The sequence below is a fragment of the Aquimarina penaris genome, from assembly GCF_040786285.1.
Classification (GTDB): Bacteria; Bacteroidota; Bacteroidia; order Flavobacteriales; family Flavobacteriaceae; genus Aquimarina.
In genome coordinates, this window is record NZ_JBFMKQ010000001.1 from 106,684 (window position 1) to 124,784 (window position 18,101).

General features: G+C 36.2%; 19 protein-coding genes. 15 read left to right on the forward strand and 4 right to left on the reverse strand.

What is annotated here, in order from left to right; genetic code table 11:
* The first annotated feature begins 2 nt into the window (after positions 1–2).
* The 14 genes from ABW637_RS00450 to ABW637_RS00515 are packed head-to-tail and all read left to right on the forward strand — an operon-like array spanning position 3 to position 11,644.
* Entirely contained in the window at positions 3–1,016 is a 1,014-nt protein-coding gene (locus ABW637_RS00450) for a 2-oxoacid:ferredoxin oxidoreductase subunit beta (RefSeq protein ID WP_367582650.1), read from the forward strand.
* A gap of 10 nt (positions 1,017–1,026) precedes the next feature.
* On the forward strand, positions 1,027–1,377 hold the full coding sequence (locus ABW637_RS00455; RefSeq protein ID WP_367582651.1) for an NADH-quinone oxidoreductase subunit A: 351 nt from the start codon (positions 1,027–1,029) through the stop codon (positions 1,375–1,377).
* A complete protein-coding gene (locus ABW637_RS00460) occupies positions 1,347–1,940 on the forward strand; it encodes an NADH-quinone oxidoreductase subunit B (RefSeq protein WP_367582652.1) in 594 nt (197 codons plus the stop codon). The genes ABW637_RS00455 and ABW637_RS00460 overlap by 31 nt, the downstream gene beginning before the upstream one ends.
* A gap of 11 nt (positions 1,941–1,951) precedes the next feature.
* The gene (locus ABW637_RS00465) at positions 1,952–2,413 is read left to right on the forward strand and encodes an NADH-quinone oxidoreductase subunit C (protein WP_367582653.1); all 462 of its coding nucleotides are present in this window, start codon (positions 1,952–1,954) and stop codon (positions 2,411–2,413) included.
* A gap of 6 nt (positions 2,414–2,419) precedes the next feature.
* Positions 2,420–3,541, forward strand: coding sequence for an NADH-quinone oxidoreductase subunit D (locus ABW637_RS00470; RefSeq protein WP_367582654.1), 1,122 nt, complete (start codon positions 2,420–2,422; stop codon positions 3,539–3,541).
* Between the two features lie 48 nt (positions 3,542–3,589).
* The gene (gene nuoH / locus ABW637_RS00475; RefSeq protein WP_367582655.1) at positions 3,590–4,648 is read left to right on the forward strand and encodes an NADH-quinone oxidoreductase subunit NuoH; all 1,059 of its coding nucleotides are present in this window, start codon (positions 3,590–3,592) and stop codon (positions 4,646–4,648) included.
* Between the two features lie 5 nt (positions 4,649–4,653).
* Positions 4,654–5,130: a 4Fe-4S binding protein gene (locus ABW637_RS00480; protein WP_367582656.1), complete on the forward strand. Its 477-nt coding sequence runs from the start codon at positions 4,654–4,656 to the stop codon at positions 5,128–5,130.
* A gap of 4 nt (positions 5,131–5,134) precedes the next feature.
* Positions 5,135–5,659: an NADH-quinone oxidoreductase subunit J family protein gene (locus tag ABW637_RS00485; protein WP_367582657.1), complete on the forward strand. Its 525-nt coding sequence runs from the start codon at positions 5,135–5,137 to the stop codon at positions 5,657–5,659.
* Positions 5,656–5,973 carry an NADH-quinone oxidoreductase subunit NuoK gene (gene nuoK, locus ABW637_RS00490; RefSeq protein WP_367582658.1) on the forward strand — a complete coding sequence of 106 codons (318 nt, stop codon included), beginning with the start codon at positions 5,656–5,658 and terminating at the stop codon, positions 5,971–5,973. The genes ABW637_RS00485 and nuoK overlap by 4 nt, the downstream gene beginning before the upstream one ends.
* 46 nt (positions 5,974–6,019) lie before the next feature.
* On the forward strand, positions 6,020–6,388 hold the full coding sequence (locus ABW637_RS00495; protein ID WP_367582659.1) for a four helix bundle protein: 369 nt from the start codon (positions 6,020–6,022) through the stop codon (positions 6,386–6,388).
* Between the two features lie 33 nt (positions 6,389–6,421).
* Positions 6,422–8,341, forward strand: a complete 1,920-nt coding sequence (gene nuoL, locus ABW637_RS00500) for an NADH-quinone oxidoreductase subunit L (RefSeq protein WP_367582660.1) — start codon at positions 6,422–6,424, stop codon at positions 8,339–8,341.
* Positions 8,342–8,350: 9 nt separating this feature from the next.
* Complete coding sequence (locus tag ABW637_RS00505; RefSeq protein WP_367582661.1) at positions 8,351–9,838, forward strand: complex I subunit 4 family protein; 1,488 nt, start codon at positions 8,351–8,353, stop codon at positions 9,836–9,838.
* Positions 9,839–9,886: 48 nt separating this feature from the next.
* Complete coding sequence (locus tag ABW637_RS00510) at positions 9,887–11,314, forward strand: NADH-quinone oxidoreductase subunit N (protein ID WP_367582662.1); 1,428 nt, start codon at positions 9,887–9,889, stop codon at positions 11,312–11,314.
* A 6-nt stretch (positions 11,315–11,320) separates the two neighbouring features.
* Positions 11,321–11,644, forward strand: coding sequence for a hypothetical protein (locus ABW637_RS00515; protein WP_367582663.1), 324 nt, complete (start codon positions 11,321–11,323; stop codon positions 11,642–11,644).
* An 86-nt stretch (positions 11,645–11,730) separates the two neighbouring features.
* Here ABW637_RS00515 and odhB read toward each other — a convergent pair whose 3' ends face one another.
* Positions 11,731–12,960, reverse strand: coding sequence for a 2-oxoglutarate dehydrogenase complex dihydrolipoyllysine-residue succinyltransferase (gene odhB, locus ABW637_RS00520; protein ID WP_367582664.1), 1,230 nt, complete (start codon positions 12,958–12,960; stop codon positions 11,731–11,733).
* Between the two features lie 65 nt (positions 12,961–13,025).
* Positions 13,026–15,800, reverse strand: coding sequence for a 2-oxoglutarate dehydrogenase E1 component (locus ABW637_RS00525; RefSeq protein ID WP_367582665.1), 2,775 nt, complete (start codon positions 15,798–15,800; stop codon positions 13,026–13,028).
* A 114-nt stretch (positions 15,801–15,914) separates the two neighbouring features.
* Between ABW637_RS00525 and ABW637_RS00530 the strand changes: the two genes are divergently transcribed.
* Positions 15,915–16,433, forward strand: coding sequence for an alpha-ketoglutarate decarboxylase (locus tag ABW637_RS00530; protein WP_367582666.1), 519 nt, complete (start codon positions 15,915–15,917; stop codon positions 16,431–16,433).
* Between the two features lie 135 nt (positions 16,434–16,568).
* Here the strand turns inward: ABW637_RS00530 and ABW637_RS00535 are convergent, their stop codons facing one another.
* Positions 16,569–16,934, reverse strand: coding sequence for a hypothetical protein (locus tag ABW637_RS00535; RefSeq protein ID WP_367582667.1), 366 nt, complete (start codon positions 16,932–16,934; stop codon positions 16,569–16,571).
* On the reverse strand, positions 16,927–17,901 hold the full coding sequence (locus ABW637_RS00540) for a polyprenyl synthetase family protein (RefSeq protein WP_367582668.1): 975 nt from the start codon (positions 17,899–17,901) through the stop codon (positions 16,927–16,929). Before ABW637_RS00540 ends, ABW637_RS00535 begins: the two co-directional genes overlap by 8 nt.
* Positions 17,902–18,101: the final 200 nt, after the last annotated feature.

An 18,101-nucleotide genomic window follows, 5' to 3' on the forward strand; every position in this document is an offset into this window, starting at 1 on the left:
TTATGGACACAACAGCAGTAAAAGAATATACATTCAAGGATTTTGCAAGTGATCAGGAAGTACGATGGTGTCCAGGTTGTGATGATTATGTGATTTTGAGAGCTATGCAAAAAGCGCTTCCAGAAATGGGAGTAAAAAAAGAAGATGTTGTCTTTATTTCGGGGATCGGTTGTTCGTCTCGTTTCCCATATTATATGGACACCTACGGAATGCATAGTATTCACGGCAGGGCTCCTGCGATTGCAACAGGTGCTAAGTTAGCAAATTCTAACCTCAGCGTTTGGGTTATTACAGGAGATGGCGACTCTATGGCTATTGGAGGAAATCATTTTATTCATGTGCTTCGACGAAATGTTGATTTAAATGTAGTATTGTTTAATAATGAAATTTATGGATTGACCAAAGGACAGTTCTCCCCCACATCATTGGTAGGTCAAAAAACAAAGTCATCTCCTTACGGAAATACGCAGCCTCCTTTTTCGGCTGGCGAATTAGCCATAGGGGCTCAAGCCCGATTTTTGGCAAGAATTGGCGGAAATACACCCAAAGAAATGACCAAGATGTTTATCGAGGCCGAAAAATTTAAAGGCACTTCCTTGATTGAAGTATTACAAAATTGTCCGATCTTTAATGATGGATGTTACTCACAATATACTGATAAAGCAGTTCGTGAAGACAAACAGTTATTCGTAGAACACGGAAAACCAATGGTGTTTGGAAAAGAACGCGATAAGGGGCTACTATTAAACGGTCTAAAATTAGAAGTCGTTACTATTGGTGAAAACGGAATGACTCAAGAAGATCTCCTGGTGCACGATGCCAAAGAACAGGATCCAACATTACACCAAATGTTGGTAAGGTTAAAATATCCTTTGGTTACAGGAATCATTAGAAGTTATGATGATGTTACCTTAGAGGAACGAAAAAATGCACAAACAGAAGAAGTAAAAGCCAATTCGTCTTTTACCAAAACTGATGATTTGTTTTTTTCAGGTGAAACGTATGAGATAAAATAACACTAAGCCTATGGGTTCAGAAGCAATAATAGTATTCTTAATAGCAGGAATTGTAATGGTTGCCGGGGCAAACTTTTTATCGAGTTTAATTTCGCATAAATCCGACAATCCGCAAAAACGTGAACCCTATGAGAGTGGTATGACAACAATTGGACCTACTTGGGTGCAATTTAAAGTAGGTTATTATTTATTTGCGATATTATTTTTGGTGTTTGATGTAGAAGTAGCATTTTTAGTACCCTGGGCCGTTGTTTTTCAGGAAATTGGAGCAGTTGCTTTTATCGAAATTATCATATTTCTTTTCATATTAGGATTAGGATTAGCATATGCATGGAAGAAAGGAGCATTACAATGGGAGTAGATCACACAAACCCCTCTACGGGTAACATACCAAAAGATTTTCCCGGGAAAGTAATTCCTGCGGGAAATGGTGCCAATGTTATTGTTACCTCATTAGACAAAATCATAAATTGGGGTCGGTCAAATTCGCTTTGGTCACTGTATTTTGGCACAAGTTGTTGCGCCATCGAAATGATGCAAACGGGTGCAGCTCGCCATGATTATTCTAGATTCGGTTTTGAAGTAGCACGTCCCTCACCCAGACAAGCAGATCTCATTATTATCGCAGGCACTATAGTTAATAAAATGGCACCTGTTTTAAGACGTTTGTATGATCAAATGGCCGAACCCAAATATGTAATTGCCATGGGAGCTTGTGCCATTTCGGGAGGTCCATTTTTTTATAATACCTATTCTGTAGTAAAAGGCGCAGATCATGTGATTCCGGTTGATGTTTATGTCCCGGGATGTCCTCCTCGCCCCGAGGCATTATTAGAAGGTATGCTGATGCTACAAGACAAAATACGTACAGAAAGCATGAAAAACAAGAAGAATCCTATCGAAGGATTTGATGAAGGACTTTAATACCAAAAGTTATGACTAATGAAGCATTACAAGAGCTAATAACCAGTTGGATTCCCGAAGTAGAATGCACGGAAGAGGGTTCTCAGTTTTTAAATATTACGGTGCCTTCAGAAAGACTTCATGAGTTGATGTCACAACTTAGAAATAATGCAGAAACCTATTTTGATTATTTGTTTTGTTTAAGTGGTGTGGACTGGGGAGAAGAGTTAGGTGTAGTATATCACTTAGAATCCACAACGCATAGGCATATTATTGTGGTAAAAGTAAAAACCGAAGATAGAGAAAATCCCACATTGGATACAGTTTCTAATATTTGGTCAACAGCAGAGTTTCATGAACGAGAGGTATTTGACTTCTTCGGAATAAAATTTAATAACCACCCCAATTTACAGAGGCTTTTTTTGACTGATGAATGGGATGGATTTCCACTAAGAAAAGATTACGTAGATGATATTAATATGATCATTAAATAAACACCCATGGAAGCACCCACCGTGCATAGTAATTTTAAATCTGAAGAGTACTTCATTAACATGGGGCCTCAACACCCCGCTACGCATGGTGTTCTACGACTCGTTTTAACTATCGATGGTGAAATTATCAAAAAAGTCGAGCCAGACCTAGGCTACATACATCGATCCATCGAAAAAATGTGTGAGCGCGATAGCTATCAACAAATCGTTCATCTAACCGATAGAATGGACTATTTATCGGCTAATATTAATAACGAAGCCGTTTGCCTGGGAGTTGAAAATGGGTTACAATTAGAAATTCCAGAACGTGTAAAGGTGATTAGAACTATTATTGGTGAACTTACCAGAATCTCTTCACATTGCCTATGGTGGGGCGTAATGGGAATGGACGTTGGTGCCATTACCACCTATTTTTATGGTTTCAGAGACCGAGAAATGCTCAATGATATTTTTGAAGAAACTTGTGGTGCACGATTAACCATGAATTATAATGTACCAGGAGGATTAATGTTTGATATACATCCAAACTTTGTAAATAGAGTAAAGAAATTTGTGGCTCATTTTAAAACAAAAATTCCTGAATATGACAGGCTGCTAACTGGGAATGTAATATTTCAGAAAAGAACAAAGGGAGTTGGTGTTTTGAGCAAAGAAGATGCGATTTCATTCGGTGCCTCGGGTCCTGTAGCACGTGGCTCAGGGTATTCTTGTGATGTAAGAAAATATCATCCCTATAGTGCTTTGGATAAAGTTACTTTTAATGAATGTCTAGAAACCGAAGGAGACACCTTTGCAAGGTATCGTGTAAGAATTAGAGAACTATGGGAATCATTGTCTATAGTCGAGCAGTTAATAGACAATATCCCTGAAGGAGAACATAGAGTAAAGACCAATGCAGTGATCAAACTTCCGAAAGGAGAGTTTTATCAAAAGGTTGAAACCGCAAGAGGCGAGTTAGGCATGTATATCATTAGCACAGGAGCCAAAAGTCCATATCGACTTAAATTTAGATCACCCGGATTTTCAAATTTATCATTATTAAACCGTATAGCGGTGGGTGGTAAAATTGGGGATTTGGTGGCCACTATGGCAACCTTAGATTTAGTAATTCCGGATATTGACCGATAAAAACTATACCGTTTTTTGAGGTGTTTTTTAATAAAAGTTCTGAAATAGATGAACATAGTTGGCATCACATATAATCAACCATTGTTTTTAAGCATAATGCTTAAAGACTCTCTAAGTATTTTAGAAATGGTAGTAATTGCACTAATCTATTTAGGAATTTTTTCTGTTGCAGGCTTGTTTTTGGTTTTAATGGAAAGAAGGGTTGCCGCCTGGTTTCAGTTACGAATCGGTCCTAACAGAGTTGGTTTTCAGGGATTATTACAAACCATGGCTGATGCTTTAAAATTAGTATCCAAAGAGCTAACAGGCACCGTAAAATCAGATAAGTTTTTATATAATCTGGCGCCTTACTTCGTAATTGTCACTGCTTTAATGGCATTGGCCGTTATTCCGTTCACCAAAGATTTTCATGCTTTTGATATCAATATTGGTGTATTCTTCTTGATCGCAGTTTCATCCATAGGTGTTATCGGAGTTTTACTTGGTGGTTGGAGTAGTAATAACAAGTTTGCTCTTATTGGAGCCATGCGTAGCGGTGTGCAAACAATTAGTTATGAATTATCGGTCGGATTGTCCTTGCTTACCATGATCTTAATTACAGGGACATTACAACTTTCAGAAATCATTGAAGTTCAAAAAAACGGATGGCTAATCGTGCAGGGACACGTTCCTGCAATTATTGCTTTTATGATATTTATGATCTCCGGTACTGCAGAAACCAACAGGGCACCTTTTGATATGGTTGAAGCCGAATCAGAATTAGGAGCAGGTTTTCATACAGAGTACTCAGGGATGAAATTTGCTTACTTCTTTCTGGCCGAATTTATAAATATGTTCATCATAGCTGCCATTGCCACTACTATATTTTTTGGTGGTTGGCTGTCACCGTTCGGAATTACAGAATCCATCCCCTGGTTGGGTCTATTTTGGTTTTTATTAAAAACACTCGGGCTCGTATTCTTAATGATGTGGTTTAGATGGACATTTCCTCGTTTACGGGTTGATCAGTTACTAACCCTGGAATGGAAATATTTATTGCCGTTAAACCTAATGAATATCGTTTTAATGGCATTAATAGTTTGGGGAGGTTTACTAATTAGGTTTTAGAAATTATGAGTTACTTTTCAGAAATATATAAAGGAATAAAAACACTGCTTACAGGTATGAGCGTTACAGGAAAGTACTTCTTAACTTCCCGAAAAGGAGCCATTACACAGCAATATCCAGACAACAGGGATACCTTAAAAATGTTTGATCGCTTTCGCGGAGAAGTCATCATGCCGCACGATGAAAATAACGAACATACATGTACCGGTTGCCAAAAATGTGAAATAGCTTGCCCAAATGGAACCATTGAGATTATCTGGGATAGAAGCCTTGACGAGGAGACAGGCAAAAAGAAAAAGAAAATCGACAAATTCGTATATCACCTTAGCATGTGTACTATGTGCGGCTTATGTATTGATGTTTGCCCCACAGATGCCATTAAATGGGGACAGAATTTTGAAAATTCAACATATGACAGAACTCAGCTGACCAGAGTTCTCAACAAACCAGGATCTAAACTAAAACCAGGAGTGGAAGATTAAGCCTATGGAAAAAGTTATATTCTACATTTTAGCATTGATCATGATCGTTTTTGCGATTGCTTCAGTGACTAGCCGTAAAATGCTCAGATCTGTTATTTACTTATTATTTGTTTTGGCAGGAATAGCGGGATTTTACTTCTTAATCGATTATAATTTCTTAGCCGCAATTCAACTCACCATTTATGCAGGAGGGATTATTGTACTGATCATTTTTTCTGTGTTATTGGTGCATCATATAGAATTGGAGTTAGAAATGGCTAAGGTATCAAAACAAATAATTACAATTTTAGGCTGCTTAATTGGTCTAGGAGTCTTCTTAGTTTCTATTTACGGACATGAGTTTAATGTAGTAGAAAATAACAATACAATCACGACAGCCGAAATCGGGACTTTATTACTGAGCTATGAAGCAGGAGGATTTATTTTACCATTTGAAGTAGTAAGTGTGCTTTTGCTAGCCGCAATGATAGGAGCTATTGTTATTGCAAAAGGAAAAAAACTAACTAATAAAAAAGATGAAAAACTATGATCCCAGGAGTTAGCATTTATGAAATACTAACCGTAACATCCATCCTGTTTTTTATTGGAGTCTATGGATTCATCACAAGAAAAAACCTGATTTCAATATTGATTTCAGTAGAGCTTATTTTAAATGCTTCGGTAATCAATTTTGTAGTGATCAACAAATATCTATATCCAGATATGTTGCAAGGCGTAATTTTTTCAATTTTTATAATTGCTGTAGCTGCTGCCGAAACTGCTTTGGCGGTTTCTATTATAATCAACTTATACAGACAAATTAGTTCTGTAGAAGTTAAAGACATTGAAACAATGAAGTACTAAATGAAGTATTTAAAATGATCTAAAATTAAAAGTGCCTAAATTAAAAATGGATAACAAACAGTTCAGTAAACAATTAGAAAAAAGAACTAAAAATTTTGCTATTAACATAGTTAAACTTTCAGGCACCCTACCTTCTTCATCTGAAGGGAAAGTAATTAAGAATCAAATAACCAAATCAGGAACAAGTATAGGTGCAAACTATAGAGAAGCGAACCGATCTAGAAGTAGGGCAGATTTCAAAAACAAAATAAAAATATGTGAAAGTGAAGCTAGCGAAACTGTGTATTGGTTAGAAATTATTGAAGAACTAAATTGGGTTGAGCCTCTTAAAATTGAATCAATAATTAAAGAAGCCAGTGAAATACTGGCAATTTTCACCTCAATTGGTAAAAAATTAAACCTTAAGGCAATCTAGTCATTTTAGACACTTAAAACTATTCAAACGATAATGAACCTAACATATACCATATTAATTCCTCTGATTCCACTTGTAATCTTTTTGCTTTTAGGAATATTTAATCAAAAAATTAAGCCTTCGGTTTCAGGATACATTGGTGTATTAGGGTTATTGATTTCTACAGTATTATCATTCTACACTGCTTATCAATACTTTTTTGTGAATGGCAAAGTGAATGGTGTGTACCAAACCTTCGTAGAAAAGACGGTGTGGATGAACTTTACTGAAACATTGCGTATCGATATGGGGGTGTTGATCGACCCTATAGCTGTAATGATGCTCGTTGTAGTTTCTGTGGTATCCTTAATGGTACACATCTATAGCAGAGGATATATGAAAGGTGATGAAGGTTACACCAAGTTTTTCTCTTTTTTATCCCTATTCTCTTTTTCTATGTATGGGTTGGTTCTAGCAACAAATTTGTTTCAGATCTATATTTTCTGGGAATTGGTTGGTGTTTCGTCCTACCTGTTAATTGGATATTATTATACCAAAGACTCGGCAGTAGCTGCCGCAAAAAAGGCATTTATTGTTACTCGCTTCGCTGATTTAGGATTCCTTATCGGAATTTTAATCATCGGATATTATACCGGAACATATGATTTTCAAACACTCAACAATCCCGAAGGAAGTGCTATATTGAATTGGGCATCAAATTCATTTATGGGGTTATCTGTTATTACCTGGGCGTTGATCTTAATTTTTGTAGGGGGCGCTGGTAAATCAGCTATGTTTCCATTACATATCTGGCTACCAGATGCTATGGAAGGCCCTACTCCTGTCTCTGCCTTAATCCATGCTGCGACCATGGTGGTAGCTGGGGTGTATTTGGTTGCCCGATTGTTTCCTATGTATTATTTTGTTGAGGATAGTTTTGCACTTCATATTGTAACCTACGCGGGGGCATTCACTTCATTATTTGCAGCTATTATTGCAATTACACAAACAGATATCAAACGTGTATTAGCCTTTTCAACAATGTCTCAACTGGGTTATATGATGTTTGCTTTGGGGGTTTCAGGATATGAAGGGCATGAGGGAGTTGGCTATATGGCTTCGATGTTTCATTTATTTACGCATGCCATGTTCAAAGCGCTATTGTTTTTAGGTGCGGGATCGATCATACATGCTATACACAGCAATTATTTAAAAGACATGGGCAGTTTGCGCAAGTATATGCCCATCACGCACATTACTTTTTTAATCGCTACTTTGGCTATTGCAGGAGTACCTCCGTTGGCAGGGTTTTGGAGTAAAGACGAAATTTTGGTAGCAGCATTTGAGTACAACACTTTGATCTATGTTGTTGGGGTATTTGTAGCCGGACTTACCGCTTTTTATATGTTTAGAATTTACTTCGGAATTTTCTGGGGTAAAGAAACCACATATGAACATACTCCCCATGAATCTCCTTTATCAATGACTTTTCCATTAATCGTATTAGCCTTACTTAGTATTGTGGGTGGGTTTATTCCGTTTAGTGAATTTGTTACTGCTGATAAAGCTGGATTTGAAGCACATCTGAATTATCCTCTGGCTGCTATCGCTGTAGGTGTAGCCCTGATCGGAATTATCCTTGCCTGGGTTTTCTACAAAAAGGAAAATGACTTAGCAGATCGATTTGCAAAAGGGTTTGGAGTACTATACAAATGGACCACCAATAAGTTTTATGTTGATGAACTTTATTTATTTATCACAAAAAAGATACTATTTAAACGAGTAGCATCACCCATAGCCAAATTCGACAAGAAGTATGTAGATGGAACCATGCGAGGTATTGGAAGTAAAACAGTAGTAACTTCTGAAAAAATTAAAGGAATGCAGTCCGGAAGGATACAGGACTACGCCTTTGCATTTATTATGGGGGTTGTAATTATAGCATTAGTGTTTATTTACGCATGGACAAACTAAAAGAATAATATGGATATTTTATCGCTTTTTCTAGTTGTACCAATAATAACTGTTTTGACTTTAGTTTTTACAAAAAGCTTGAAACAGGCTAGACTCATTTCAATGATGGGTAGTATAATACAGCTCGGAATGGCAATACATTTGGTTTTTGCCTATTTTAATGAAAAAGTTATCAATGATGATATCATGGTTTTTACCAAAGATATCATTTGGTTTAAGCATTTTAATATCCACTACGCGATAGGTGTCGATGGCATTTCGGTAGCATTGTTATTATTGACTGCAATTGTAGTTCTTGCCGGTGTATTTATTTCATGGAAGATACAAGATCTCCCTAAAGAATTTTTTGTTTCACTAATTGTACTTTCGATAGGTGTTTATGGATTTTTCATTTCTTTGGATCTATTCACCATGTTTGTTTTCTTCGAAATTGCTGTGATTCCGATGTATTTATTAATAGGTATTTGGGGTTCTGGGCCCAAGGAATATTCAGCCATGAAACTCACCTTGATGCTTATGGGAGCTTCGGCGGTTTTACTGGTTGGCATCTTAGGAATTTATTTCAATTCAAACACCGACGGAGGCCTTTTGACTTTTAATATACTAGAAATAGCTCTAGTGAATATTCCGATTGAAGCACAAAAACTATTTTTCCCATTAACTTTTATTGGTTTTGCAGTTATCGGGGCATTGTTTCCCTTCCATACATGGTCGCCAGATGGGCACGCCTCTGCGCCAACGGCGGTATCTATGCTCCACGCTGGTGTTTTAATGAAATTAGGTGGATATGGAGTATTTAGAGTCGCTATGTACTTACTCCCCGAAGGCACTTTGCATTGGTCCTGGGTCTTCATTATATTATCGGTAGTCGGAGTGATTTACGGTGCTTTTGCGGCCATTAAGCAAACCGATTTAAAATATATTAATGCGTATTCTTCGGTAAGTCATCTAGGGTTGGTACTATTTGCCCTGTTAATGCTAAATAAAACATCCTGGAATGGTGCAATTTTGCAATCACTCTCCCATGGATTTATGACGGCATTGTTCTTTGCCCTGATAGGAATGATCTATGAACGTACCCAAACTAGAGACGTAACCAAATTAGGAGGGTTATTAAAAACCATTCCGTTCATTTCGGTCACATATGTTATCACCGGTTTAGCTTCATTGGGGTTACCAGGGCTAAGCGGTTTTGTAGCAGAGATGAACATTTTTGTAGGAGCATTTCAACATGAAGATATGTTTTATAGAGTTGCCACAATTATTTCGGTTTCTGCAATTGTAGTAACCGCAGTTTATATTTTACGTGTTGTTGGCATTATGTTGATGGGGTCAATAAAAAACAATGAATTTTTAAGTTTATCCGGGGCAACCTGGTATGAAAAAACAGGAATATTATTACTACTCATTCCGATTGTGGGTATAGGTGTTGCTCCTTTATGGTTAAGTGACATGATATTGAAGAGCGTAAAACCATTTATTGAAGGAGTTTTATAGATGAGCAATAAGACAGAAGACAGGTCTGAGTAACAAAAATTAAGAATAATGACTATTGACAGTTTTTTAATAATGAGGCATGAAATTTTACTGTTGGCAATACTACTATTGCTCATTGTAGGTGAAATTTTTATACCTGAAAACAAAAAAAACAGTATCGTACATTTAGCCATATTTTTATTCGGTTTGCACACAGTAGTTGGTTTTTTACCTATTGAAGAAGACAGTTTATTTGGTGGTATGTTTCGCACTAATGATCTGATTCATTTTTTTAAAAACGTGCTTACTGTTGGAGTATTGATTTTATTACTCATATCTGCCGATTGGCTTCAGGAAAAAATAGTATCCCAAAATAGAGGAACCGAGTTCTTTGTATTGATGTTTTCATCACTTTTGGGTATGTATTTCATGATTTCGGCGGGGGATTTTTTAATGTTTTATTTAGGATTAGAACTATCAACATTACCTGTAGCCGCTTTAGCTGCATACGATATCACCAAGAGGATATCTAGCGAATCCGGAATCAAATTAATTCTTTCTTCAGCGTTGGCTTCTGGTATTTCATTATTTGGTATGTCGATGTTATATGCAACATCGGGGTCCATATATTTTAATCATATCATTGAAGTGATTGCACCCAGCAACTTAACTCTTTTGGGTGCTATTTTATTTTTTACCGGTTTGGCTTTTAAAATTTCACTAGTGCCATTTCATTTTTGGACTGCTGACGTTTATGAAGGCGCACCCATCAGTATTGCTTCTTATTTATCAGTAATTTCAAAAGGTGCGGCAATCTTTATATTGATGATTCTATTATTTACTGTTTTAAAACCGTTGATACATGCTTGGGAAAATATAGTATACACTATTGCTGTGGCAACCATGTTTATTGGTAATTTATTTGCTTTACGACAACAAAACATGAAACGCTTTTTAGCCTTCTCATCGATTGCTCAGGCGGGATTTGTTTTATTGGGTTTAATTACCGGAACGCAACTAGGAACTGCAACCATTGTGTATTTTGTATTGATCTATATATGCTCTAATCTTGCTGCTTTTGGAGTAGTACAATCCATTTCATTGCAAACAGGAAAAGAAAACATCAACGATTATGAAGGGTTGTACAGAACAAATCCTAATTTAAGCCTGGTCATGATGCTTGCTTTATTCTCGTTGGCCGGAATCCCACCAGTCGCAGGATTTTTTGGTAAGTTTTTCTTGTTTACTGCAGCGGCCAGTAAAGGATATTATTTGCTTGTTTTTTTAGCGGTTATAAATATGATCATTTCATTATATTACTACCTATTAGTTGTTCGGGCAATGTTTCTGAGAAAAAGTGATCATTCTATTCCATTTTTTAAGAACAATATATATATGCGATTAGGGTTAATACTTACGGTAATAGGTATTTTATTTCTTGGTTTATATAGCCCGTTATATGATTATATATATGAATTGAGTAGTGTTTTTAATTAAGAAAATATGGCATTAGGAGGAAAACATTTGTTTGGTGATATAGAAGGGCAACGTGTCACTTTTGCTGAAAAAGGCGTAGAAAAGAACCGTGCTGAGTTTTTAAAAAAATTGTTAGAGCACAATGGTTTTGAAGTCATTATCGCAGAAGATAAACGCAAATCTGAAGAAGACCCACAGTTATATACTGTTGCAGTCACTGACATGGTTTTTAATCCCACCATATGGGTTTATCAACGTAAGTTGAAGACCTTCGAAGGCCGTAAGGTGACTCCTGGATATTGGAATCAGGAAACCGAGGATACTCATCCTCAATATTGGAAAAACCTATAAAAAAACCAGGCCGATTTTAAAAACCTGCCTGGTCTGTAGTATTAAATTAGAACGAATTTTAAATTTTTATTCTTTCTATAAAAATGCTATAATTCTAACGCTCTGGTTACATTATTATTCATTAGTAATTCCTCAGGATTTTCTAATGCCTCTTTTACCGCTACTAAGAACCCAACAGATTCCTTCCCATCGATAATTCTATGATCATAAGATAAGGCTACAAACATAATAGGCGCCACTACAATCTGGCCATCTCTTACGATTGGACGTTCTACAATATTGTGCATTCCTAAAATCGCGCTTTGTGGTGGGTTGATTATTGGTGTTGATAACATACTACCAAACACTCCACCATTAGTAATGGTAAACGTACCCCCAGTCATTTCATCAACAGTGATTTGACCTTCACGTGCTCTTATTGCTAATCGTTTCACTTCTGATTCTACTCCTCTAAAGCTAAGATTTTCTGCATTACGAATTACGGGTACCATTAGTCCTTTAGGACCAGAAACTGCAATACTAATATCTTGAAAATCATAAGAAATCATCTCTTTCCCGTCAATCATAGAGTTTACAGCAGGATATAGCTGTAATGCTCTTACACATGCCAATGTAAAGAAAGACATAAACCCTAAACCTACACCGTGTTTACTTTTAAATTCTTCTTTATATTGACTACGCAGATTAAAAATAGGCTGCATATCCACTTCGTTAAATGTGGTTAGCATAGCCGTCTCATTTTTCACTGAGACCAAACGCTCTGCTACTTTGCGACGAAGCATCGATAACTTCTTACGTGTCTCTCCTCTACCTCCTAGTCCAGGAGTTCCCATTGATGGTTTCGCATCTATGGCATCAGCTTTAGTAATACGTCCGTCACGACCAGTACCTTTTACCTGAGAAGCATCAATCCCTTTTTCGGCAAGTACTTTTTTTGCTGCCGGAGAAGCAGTTCCTGTTGCATAGGTTTCTGTTTTAGCAGGTTGTGCTGGTGCCACTGGGGTTGCTGTTTTCTTCTCTTCTACTTTAGGTGTTTCGACTGCTGAAGCTGGTTTTGAGTCTCCCCCTTCTGGTTTTTTAGCATCGGTATCAATAAGACACACTACCTGCCCTACCGCTACAGCATCACCTTCTTCTGCCATAAGTGTAATAACACCACTTGCTTCAGCTGGTAATTCTAAGGTTGCCTTATCACTATCGACCTCGGCAATTGCCTGATCTTTTTCTACATAATCACCAGTCTCAACAAGCCATTGAGCTATTTCTACTTCTGTAATAGATTCTCCCGGTGATGGGACTTTCATTTCTAAAGCCATAATTCTGAATTTATTCTTTATATAATTTCCAATGGAAATTTTAGTCTATAATTACTTACAAAATTTTATCTACTTTGATTGTCTTTTGTTTTATCAAAAACATAATCGATTACTTGCTGATGTCTTCGCTTAGATCGTATGGCACTTCCTGCAGCGGGTGCACCATAAGATCTTCTACTTGCAAATCTAAATTTTATTGCCCCATCATAATGTGTTAGAACATGAGTCAATGCACCCATATTACGTGGTTCTTCTTGAGCCCAAACAACTTCATCAGGCTTATATTTCTTAATCAGGGTATCCATTTCTGCAGCGGGTAAAGGAAATAACTGCTCTATTCTAACTAAAGCTACATCTTTTCTACCTAATTTCTCCTTCTCTTCTAATAAATCATAATAGAATTTACCCGTGCAGAACACCAATGATTTTACATCTTTCGTCTTCACATCAGTATCATCTATTACCGTTTGAAATTTTCCGTTAGCAAATTCATCAACCGATGAAACTGCTTTAGGATGACGTAACAAACTCTTAGGTGTAAATACAATTAAAGGTTTCCGGTATTTTGCTTTCATTTGTCTGCGTAACAAATGGAACATATTAGCAGGTGTGGTTACATCGGCCACAAACATATTATCCTTAGCACAAAGCTGAAGGTATCGTTCCATACGACCCGAAGAATGCTCAGCTCCCTGTCCTTCATAACCATGGGGTAACAACATCACCAAACCGTTTTGCAATTTCCATTTATCCTCTGCAGACGAAATATATTGATCGACCATGATCTGGGCCCCATTACTGAAATCTCCAAACTGAGCCTCCCAAATCGTAAGAGTATCAGGACTGGCCATGGCATATCCATAATCAAAACCTACTACTCCATATTCAGAAAGTAATGAATTATAGATATAGAAATCTCCTTGATCACCTTTAAGGTTGTTTAATAAAAGTACTTCTTCTTCGCTATCTTCAACCTTAATTACTGCGTGCCTATGAGAGAATGTTCCTCTTTCTACATCCTGCCCACTCATTCTCACATCATAACCTTCTTTCAATAAAGAACCATAAGCCAATAATTCTCCCATGGCCCAGTCTAATTGATCGTTTTCAAAGAACATTTTACGTCTTTGTTCGATCAATCGTTCTATTTTTCGCAAGAATTTCTTGTCTGAGGGTAATTTTGTTATTATTTCTGCTATCGCTGTTAATTTATCTTTAGCGTATGTGGTATCCACCACTTCCATCATCTCATCTTCTTGAACTCTTTCATAACCGGCCCACTCATCATGCATAAATGGGGTGATGATGGTCTTTTCTACTTTACGAGAATCTTCTAGTTCTTCTTCGAGCGATGCTTTGTATTCTTTTTCAAGTTTAGACACATAATCCGTATCTATAATACCTTCAGAAATTAATTTTGTAGCATAAATATCTCTTGGATTTTTATGTTTGGCAATGGCCTTATATAATTTAGGCTGCGTAAAACGTGGTTCATCTCCTTCATTATGACCATACTTACGATATCCTAATAAATCAATAAATACGTCTCGCTTAAATGTCATTCTAAAATCCAGTGCAAAGTTAGCTGCATGCACCACTGCTTCTGCATCATCTGAATTTACATGTAAGACCGGAGACAATGTAACCTTACCTACATCAGTACAATAGGTAGAAGATCTGGCATCCAGGTAATTTGTAGTAAAACCAATCTGGTTATTCACCACAATATGGATAGTCCCCCCTGTTCTATATCCATCTAGCTTAGCCATCTGAACAATTTCATACACCAATCCCTGACCAGCAATAGCTGCATCTCCATGCACTACAATAGGAAGTACCTCTGAAGTATTTTCCTGATAATGTCTGTCTTGTTTAGCTCTTGTGATACCTTCGACCACCGCCCCTACTGTCTCCAAATGTGAAGGATTTGGAGCAATATTCATATTTATATTCTTACCAGAATCTGTTTTTCGCTTAGAAGTCCATCCCAGATGATATTTTACATCTCCATCAAAAACTGTCTCTTCATAATCTTTACCATCAAATTCGCTAAAAATATCTTTAGGGCTTTTACCAAAAATATTGGTAAGTGTACTTAGTCGTCCACGATGAGCCATACCCATTACGAATTCTTTTACACCAAGATCAGCAGCTTTTTCTACCAGTGCATCTAGAGCAGGAATTAGAGATTCCCCTCCTTCAATAGAAAAACGTTTTTGCCCTACATACTTTGTATGTAAGAAGCTTTCAAAAGATACCGCTTGATTTAGTTTTTTAAGAATATGTTTCTTTTGATCGGCAGAAAATTTAGTTCTATTCGTATTAAAATTTACTCTGGCCTGGATCCATTCACGTTCTTCAGGGTTACGAATATACATATATTCTATACCAATAGAATCACAATATATCTGCTCTAAATGAACAATAATATTACTTAATGTATTGGGCCCAATATCTATAATCTCTCCTGCATTAAAAACGGTATTTAGATCACCTTGACTTAATCCAAAATTCTCTAATGCTAGTGTAGGAGTGTATTTTCTTCGATCTCTTACCGGATTGGTTTTGGTAAATAAATGGCCTCGAGTTCTATATGCGTCTATTAATTGAACTACCTGAAACTCTTTCTGAACACTTTCGGGTACAGCAACAGTTTCTCCCAGTGCCTTTTCGGCATCTATGGTTTCTCCAGAACCATTAACACTTTCTAATCCAAAGTCAAAGCCCTGAAAAAACGCTCTCCAGCTTGGTTCAACGCTATCAGGATTCTGTAAGAATTGATCGTATAAATCTGCAAAAAATGCGGTATTAGCCGCATTCAAAAATGAATATTTATCCATATGTAAGTATTCAATTGTCTTTTTTATGACAAAACGCTACAAAAATACAATAATTACAATTTATTGACCATTGAAATATCTATATTTATGTTACATTTTTTTTAAAATTTAACTATGAAAGTATATACTCTTCAAAAAAGTAATGTTTTAGTCTTAGTTTTCATTATTATATTTTCCTTACAACATGGATATTCTCAAAGTGGTGATTCTGATATAAGTTTTGGAGGTAATTTAGGAATAGGTTTTGGTAATGATACCTTTAGTGGGGTAATTGAACCCTATGCTGTTTATAATTTTAGTGAAGAGTTCGCCGCTGGCGTTGGGGTAAGTTTTGGGTATACAGAGTCAAATAATTTTACTGCTTTTAACTATGGTGGGAGTCTAATTAGTTTTTATAGTCCTATCCCAGAAATACGTTTGTCTGCCGAATTTCAAGAGATGGGAGTTTCTAGAACTTTTGAGCGAATCGGTCTAGAAGATATAAAACAAGATTATTGGTATCCCGCATTATTTGTTGGTGCAGGTTATCGTTTAGGCAATATAAGTGTTGGCATTCGATATGATGTTCTATATGATGAGGATAAGAGTATTTATGGTAGTGCTTACGTTCCTTTCTTTTCGGTTTTCTATTAATATTATCCGAAAAGGTAACTCTTCTGCGATCCAAAACTAAGTTGAAAGACAATCGCTTTTGATTACCAATATGTTTCACCTTGACTTAATGTAACAATTAGTTCTACAAATTACTCTAGGATAACCACATAGTTTTTATAATTTTCTAAGCTGGTTTCTATACCATACTTTTTTCCATTCTCTTTTTAGGATTAAATACGTAGCATACCCTGCTATATCTTCGGCTTTTTCTGATTTAAAATTTCTAATTTCTGCCTCAGAAACATCTACAGCGTATAATAAATTTAAATACTCGTTAAAAGTATGTTGTAACACGCTCAAGAGTAATTTATTTATCGTTGTAATGAGATCTTTTGGTTGTATTTCTGGATCAATCTTATAGTCTATCCCTGCCCGGTCAATATCCTTCTGAAGTTGTGTAAGTAATTGTGGATATAAACTGGATTGAGTAACCTCTAGAATAAGGTCATCCACCAACGTTATGTTATACTCATCAGACACTTCTATTCATTAAATTCTCTCCAAAATACTTTAATAGTTTCTTTTTCTCTTCAGAAATAGTCACATTATCAAGAGCAGAAAAAGCTTTTTGAGTATACATTTTTATTTCGGCTCGTGTTGCATCCTTAGCTCCTGTCGTTTCGAAAAAAGATTTTACAGTACTTATTTTTTCTGAAGGATCTTCGGGGTTTAATGAAAACAGACCTCTTAGTTGTTTTTGCTCATCTTTTGAAGAAAATTCTAATGCTTTTAAATATAGAAAAGTCTTTTTATTCTCAATAATATCACCTCCAACCTGTTTCCCAAAAGTTTTGGGATCTCCAAATGCATCTAAGTAATCATCCTGAAGTTGAAATGCCAATCCTAATAGCCTTCCAAAATCATATATAGACGATTGGCTTTCTTCTGAAGCATCGGCAACTATAGCTCCCATTTTCATGGCAGCACCAACCAAAACAGCAGTCTTATACTCAATCATCTTAATATACTCGGGAATAGTTACATCATCCCTGGTTTCAAAATCAATATCATATTGCTGCCCTTCGCATACTTCAATGGCCGTTTTTGTAAATAGTTTTGCTAATTCTTTAAAAATTTTCCCATCATAATTTTCAAAAAGTTGATAGGCATTAATAAGCATTGCATCTCCAGAAAGAATCCCTGTATTTACATCCCATTTTTCGTGCACGGTTTCTTTTCCTCTTCTAAGCGGAGCATCATCCATAATATCGTCATGAATCAATGAAAAATTATGAAAAACCTCAATAGCTAAGGCAGCATCCAACGCTTTCTTGTAAGAGGAGCCAAAAATTTCTGATGTCATTAACGCTAATGTTGGCCGTAATCTTTTACCTCCAAGACTTAATATATAGGTGATGGGTTCGTAAAGATTCTTAGGCTCTTTTGTCGTTGTTTTCTTGGTAAGGTATTCTAAAAAATACCCTTGATACTCTGAAATTGTGTGCACAGTAATTTTTTATGCTAAAGTAAAATAAAATTTTCTGAAAAAATGAAGCAAATTTCACTTAACTCAAGCGCACTGTATTTAGTACTTAAAGAATACTAAAAAAATAACACGCAATGTTAAATAATTGTGAAACCTAGGAAACTTTTATTGTTTTTAAAGTTTCCATATGTACATTTGCCCCTGAAAATTAATACAAGTAC

Bases quoted from the DNA above. Each gene is read 5' to 3' on its own strand.
- ABW637_RS00450 (WP_367582650.1), top strand. From the start codon at position 3: ATGGACACAACAGCAGTAAAAGAATATACATTCAAGGATTTTGCAAGT.
- ABW637_RS00455 (WP_367582651.1), top strand. From the start codon at position 1,027: ATGGGTTCAGAAGCAATAATAGTATTCTTAATAGCAGGAATTGTAATG.
- ABW637_RS00460 (WP_367582652.1), top strand. From the start codon at position 1,347: ATGGAAGAAAGGAGCATTACAATGGGAGTAGATCACACAAACCCCTCT.
- ABW637_RS00465 (WP_367582653.1), top strand. From the start codon at position 1,952: ATGACTAATGAAGCATTACAAGAGCTAATAACCAGTTGGATTCCCGAA.
- ABW637_RS00470 (WP_367582654.1), top strand. From the start codon at position 2,420: ATGGAAGCACCCACCGTGCATAGTAATTTTAAATCTGAAGAGTACTTC.
- nuoH (WP_367582655.1), top strand. From the start codon at position 3,590: ATGAACATAGTTGGCATCACATATAATCAACCATTGTTTTTAAGCATA.
- ABW637_RS00480 (WP_367582656.1), top strand. From the start codon at position 4,654: ATGAGTTACTTTTCAGAAATATATAAAGGAATAAAAACACTGCTTACA.
- ABW637_RS00485 (WP_367582657.1), top strand. From the start codon at position 5,135: ATGGAAAAAGTTATATTCTACATTTTAGCATTGATCATGATCGTTTTT.
- nuoK (WP_367582658.1), top strand. From the start codon at position 5,656: ATGATCCCAGGAGTTAGCATTTATGAAATACTAACCGTAACATCCATC.
- ABW637_RS00495 (WP_367582659.1), top strand. From the start codon at position 6,020: ATGGATAACAAACAGTTCAGTAAACAATTAGAAAAAAGAACTAAAAAT.
- nuoL (WP_367582660.1), top strand. From the start codon at position 6,422: ATGAACCTAACATATACCATATTAATTCCTCTGATTCCACTTGTAATC.
- ABW637_RS00505 (WP_367582661.1), top strand. From the start codon at position 8,351: ATGGATATTTTATCGCTTTTTCTAGTTGTACCAATAATAACTGTTTTG.
- ABW637_RS00510 (WP_367582662.1), top strand. From the start codon at position 9,887: ATGACTATTGACAGTTTTTTAATAATGAGGCATGAAATTTTACTGTTG.
- ABW637_RS00515 (WP_367582663.1), top strand. From the start codon at position 11,321: ATGGCATTAGGAGGAAAACATTTGTTTGGTGATATAGAAGGGCAACGT.
- odhB (WP_367582664.1), bottom strand. From the start codon at position 12,960: ATGGCTTTAGAAATGAAAGTCCCATCACCGGGAGAATCTATTACAGAA.
- ABW637_RS00525 (WP_367582665.1), bottom strand. From the start codon at position 15,800: ATGGATAAATATTCATTTTTGAATGCGGCTAATACCGCATTTTTTGCA.
- ABW637_RS00530 (WP_367582666.1), top strand. From the start codon at position 15,915: ATGAAAGTATATACTCTTCAAAAAAGTAATGTTTTAGTCTTAGTTTTC.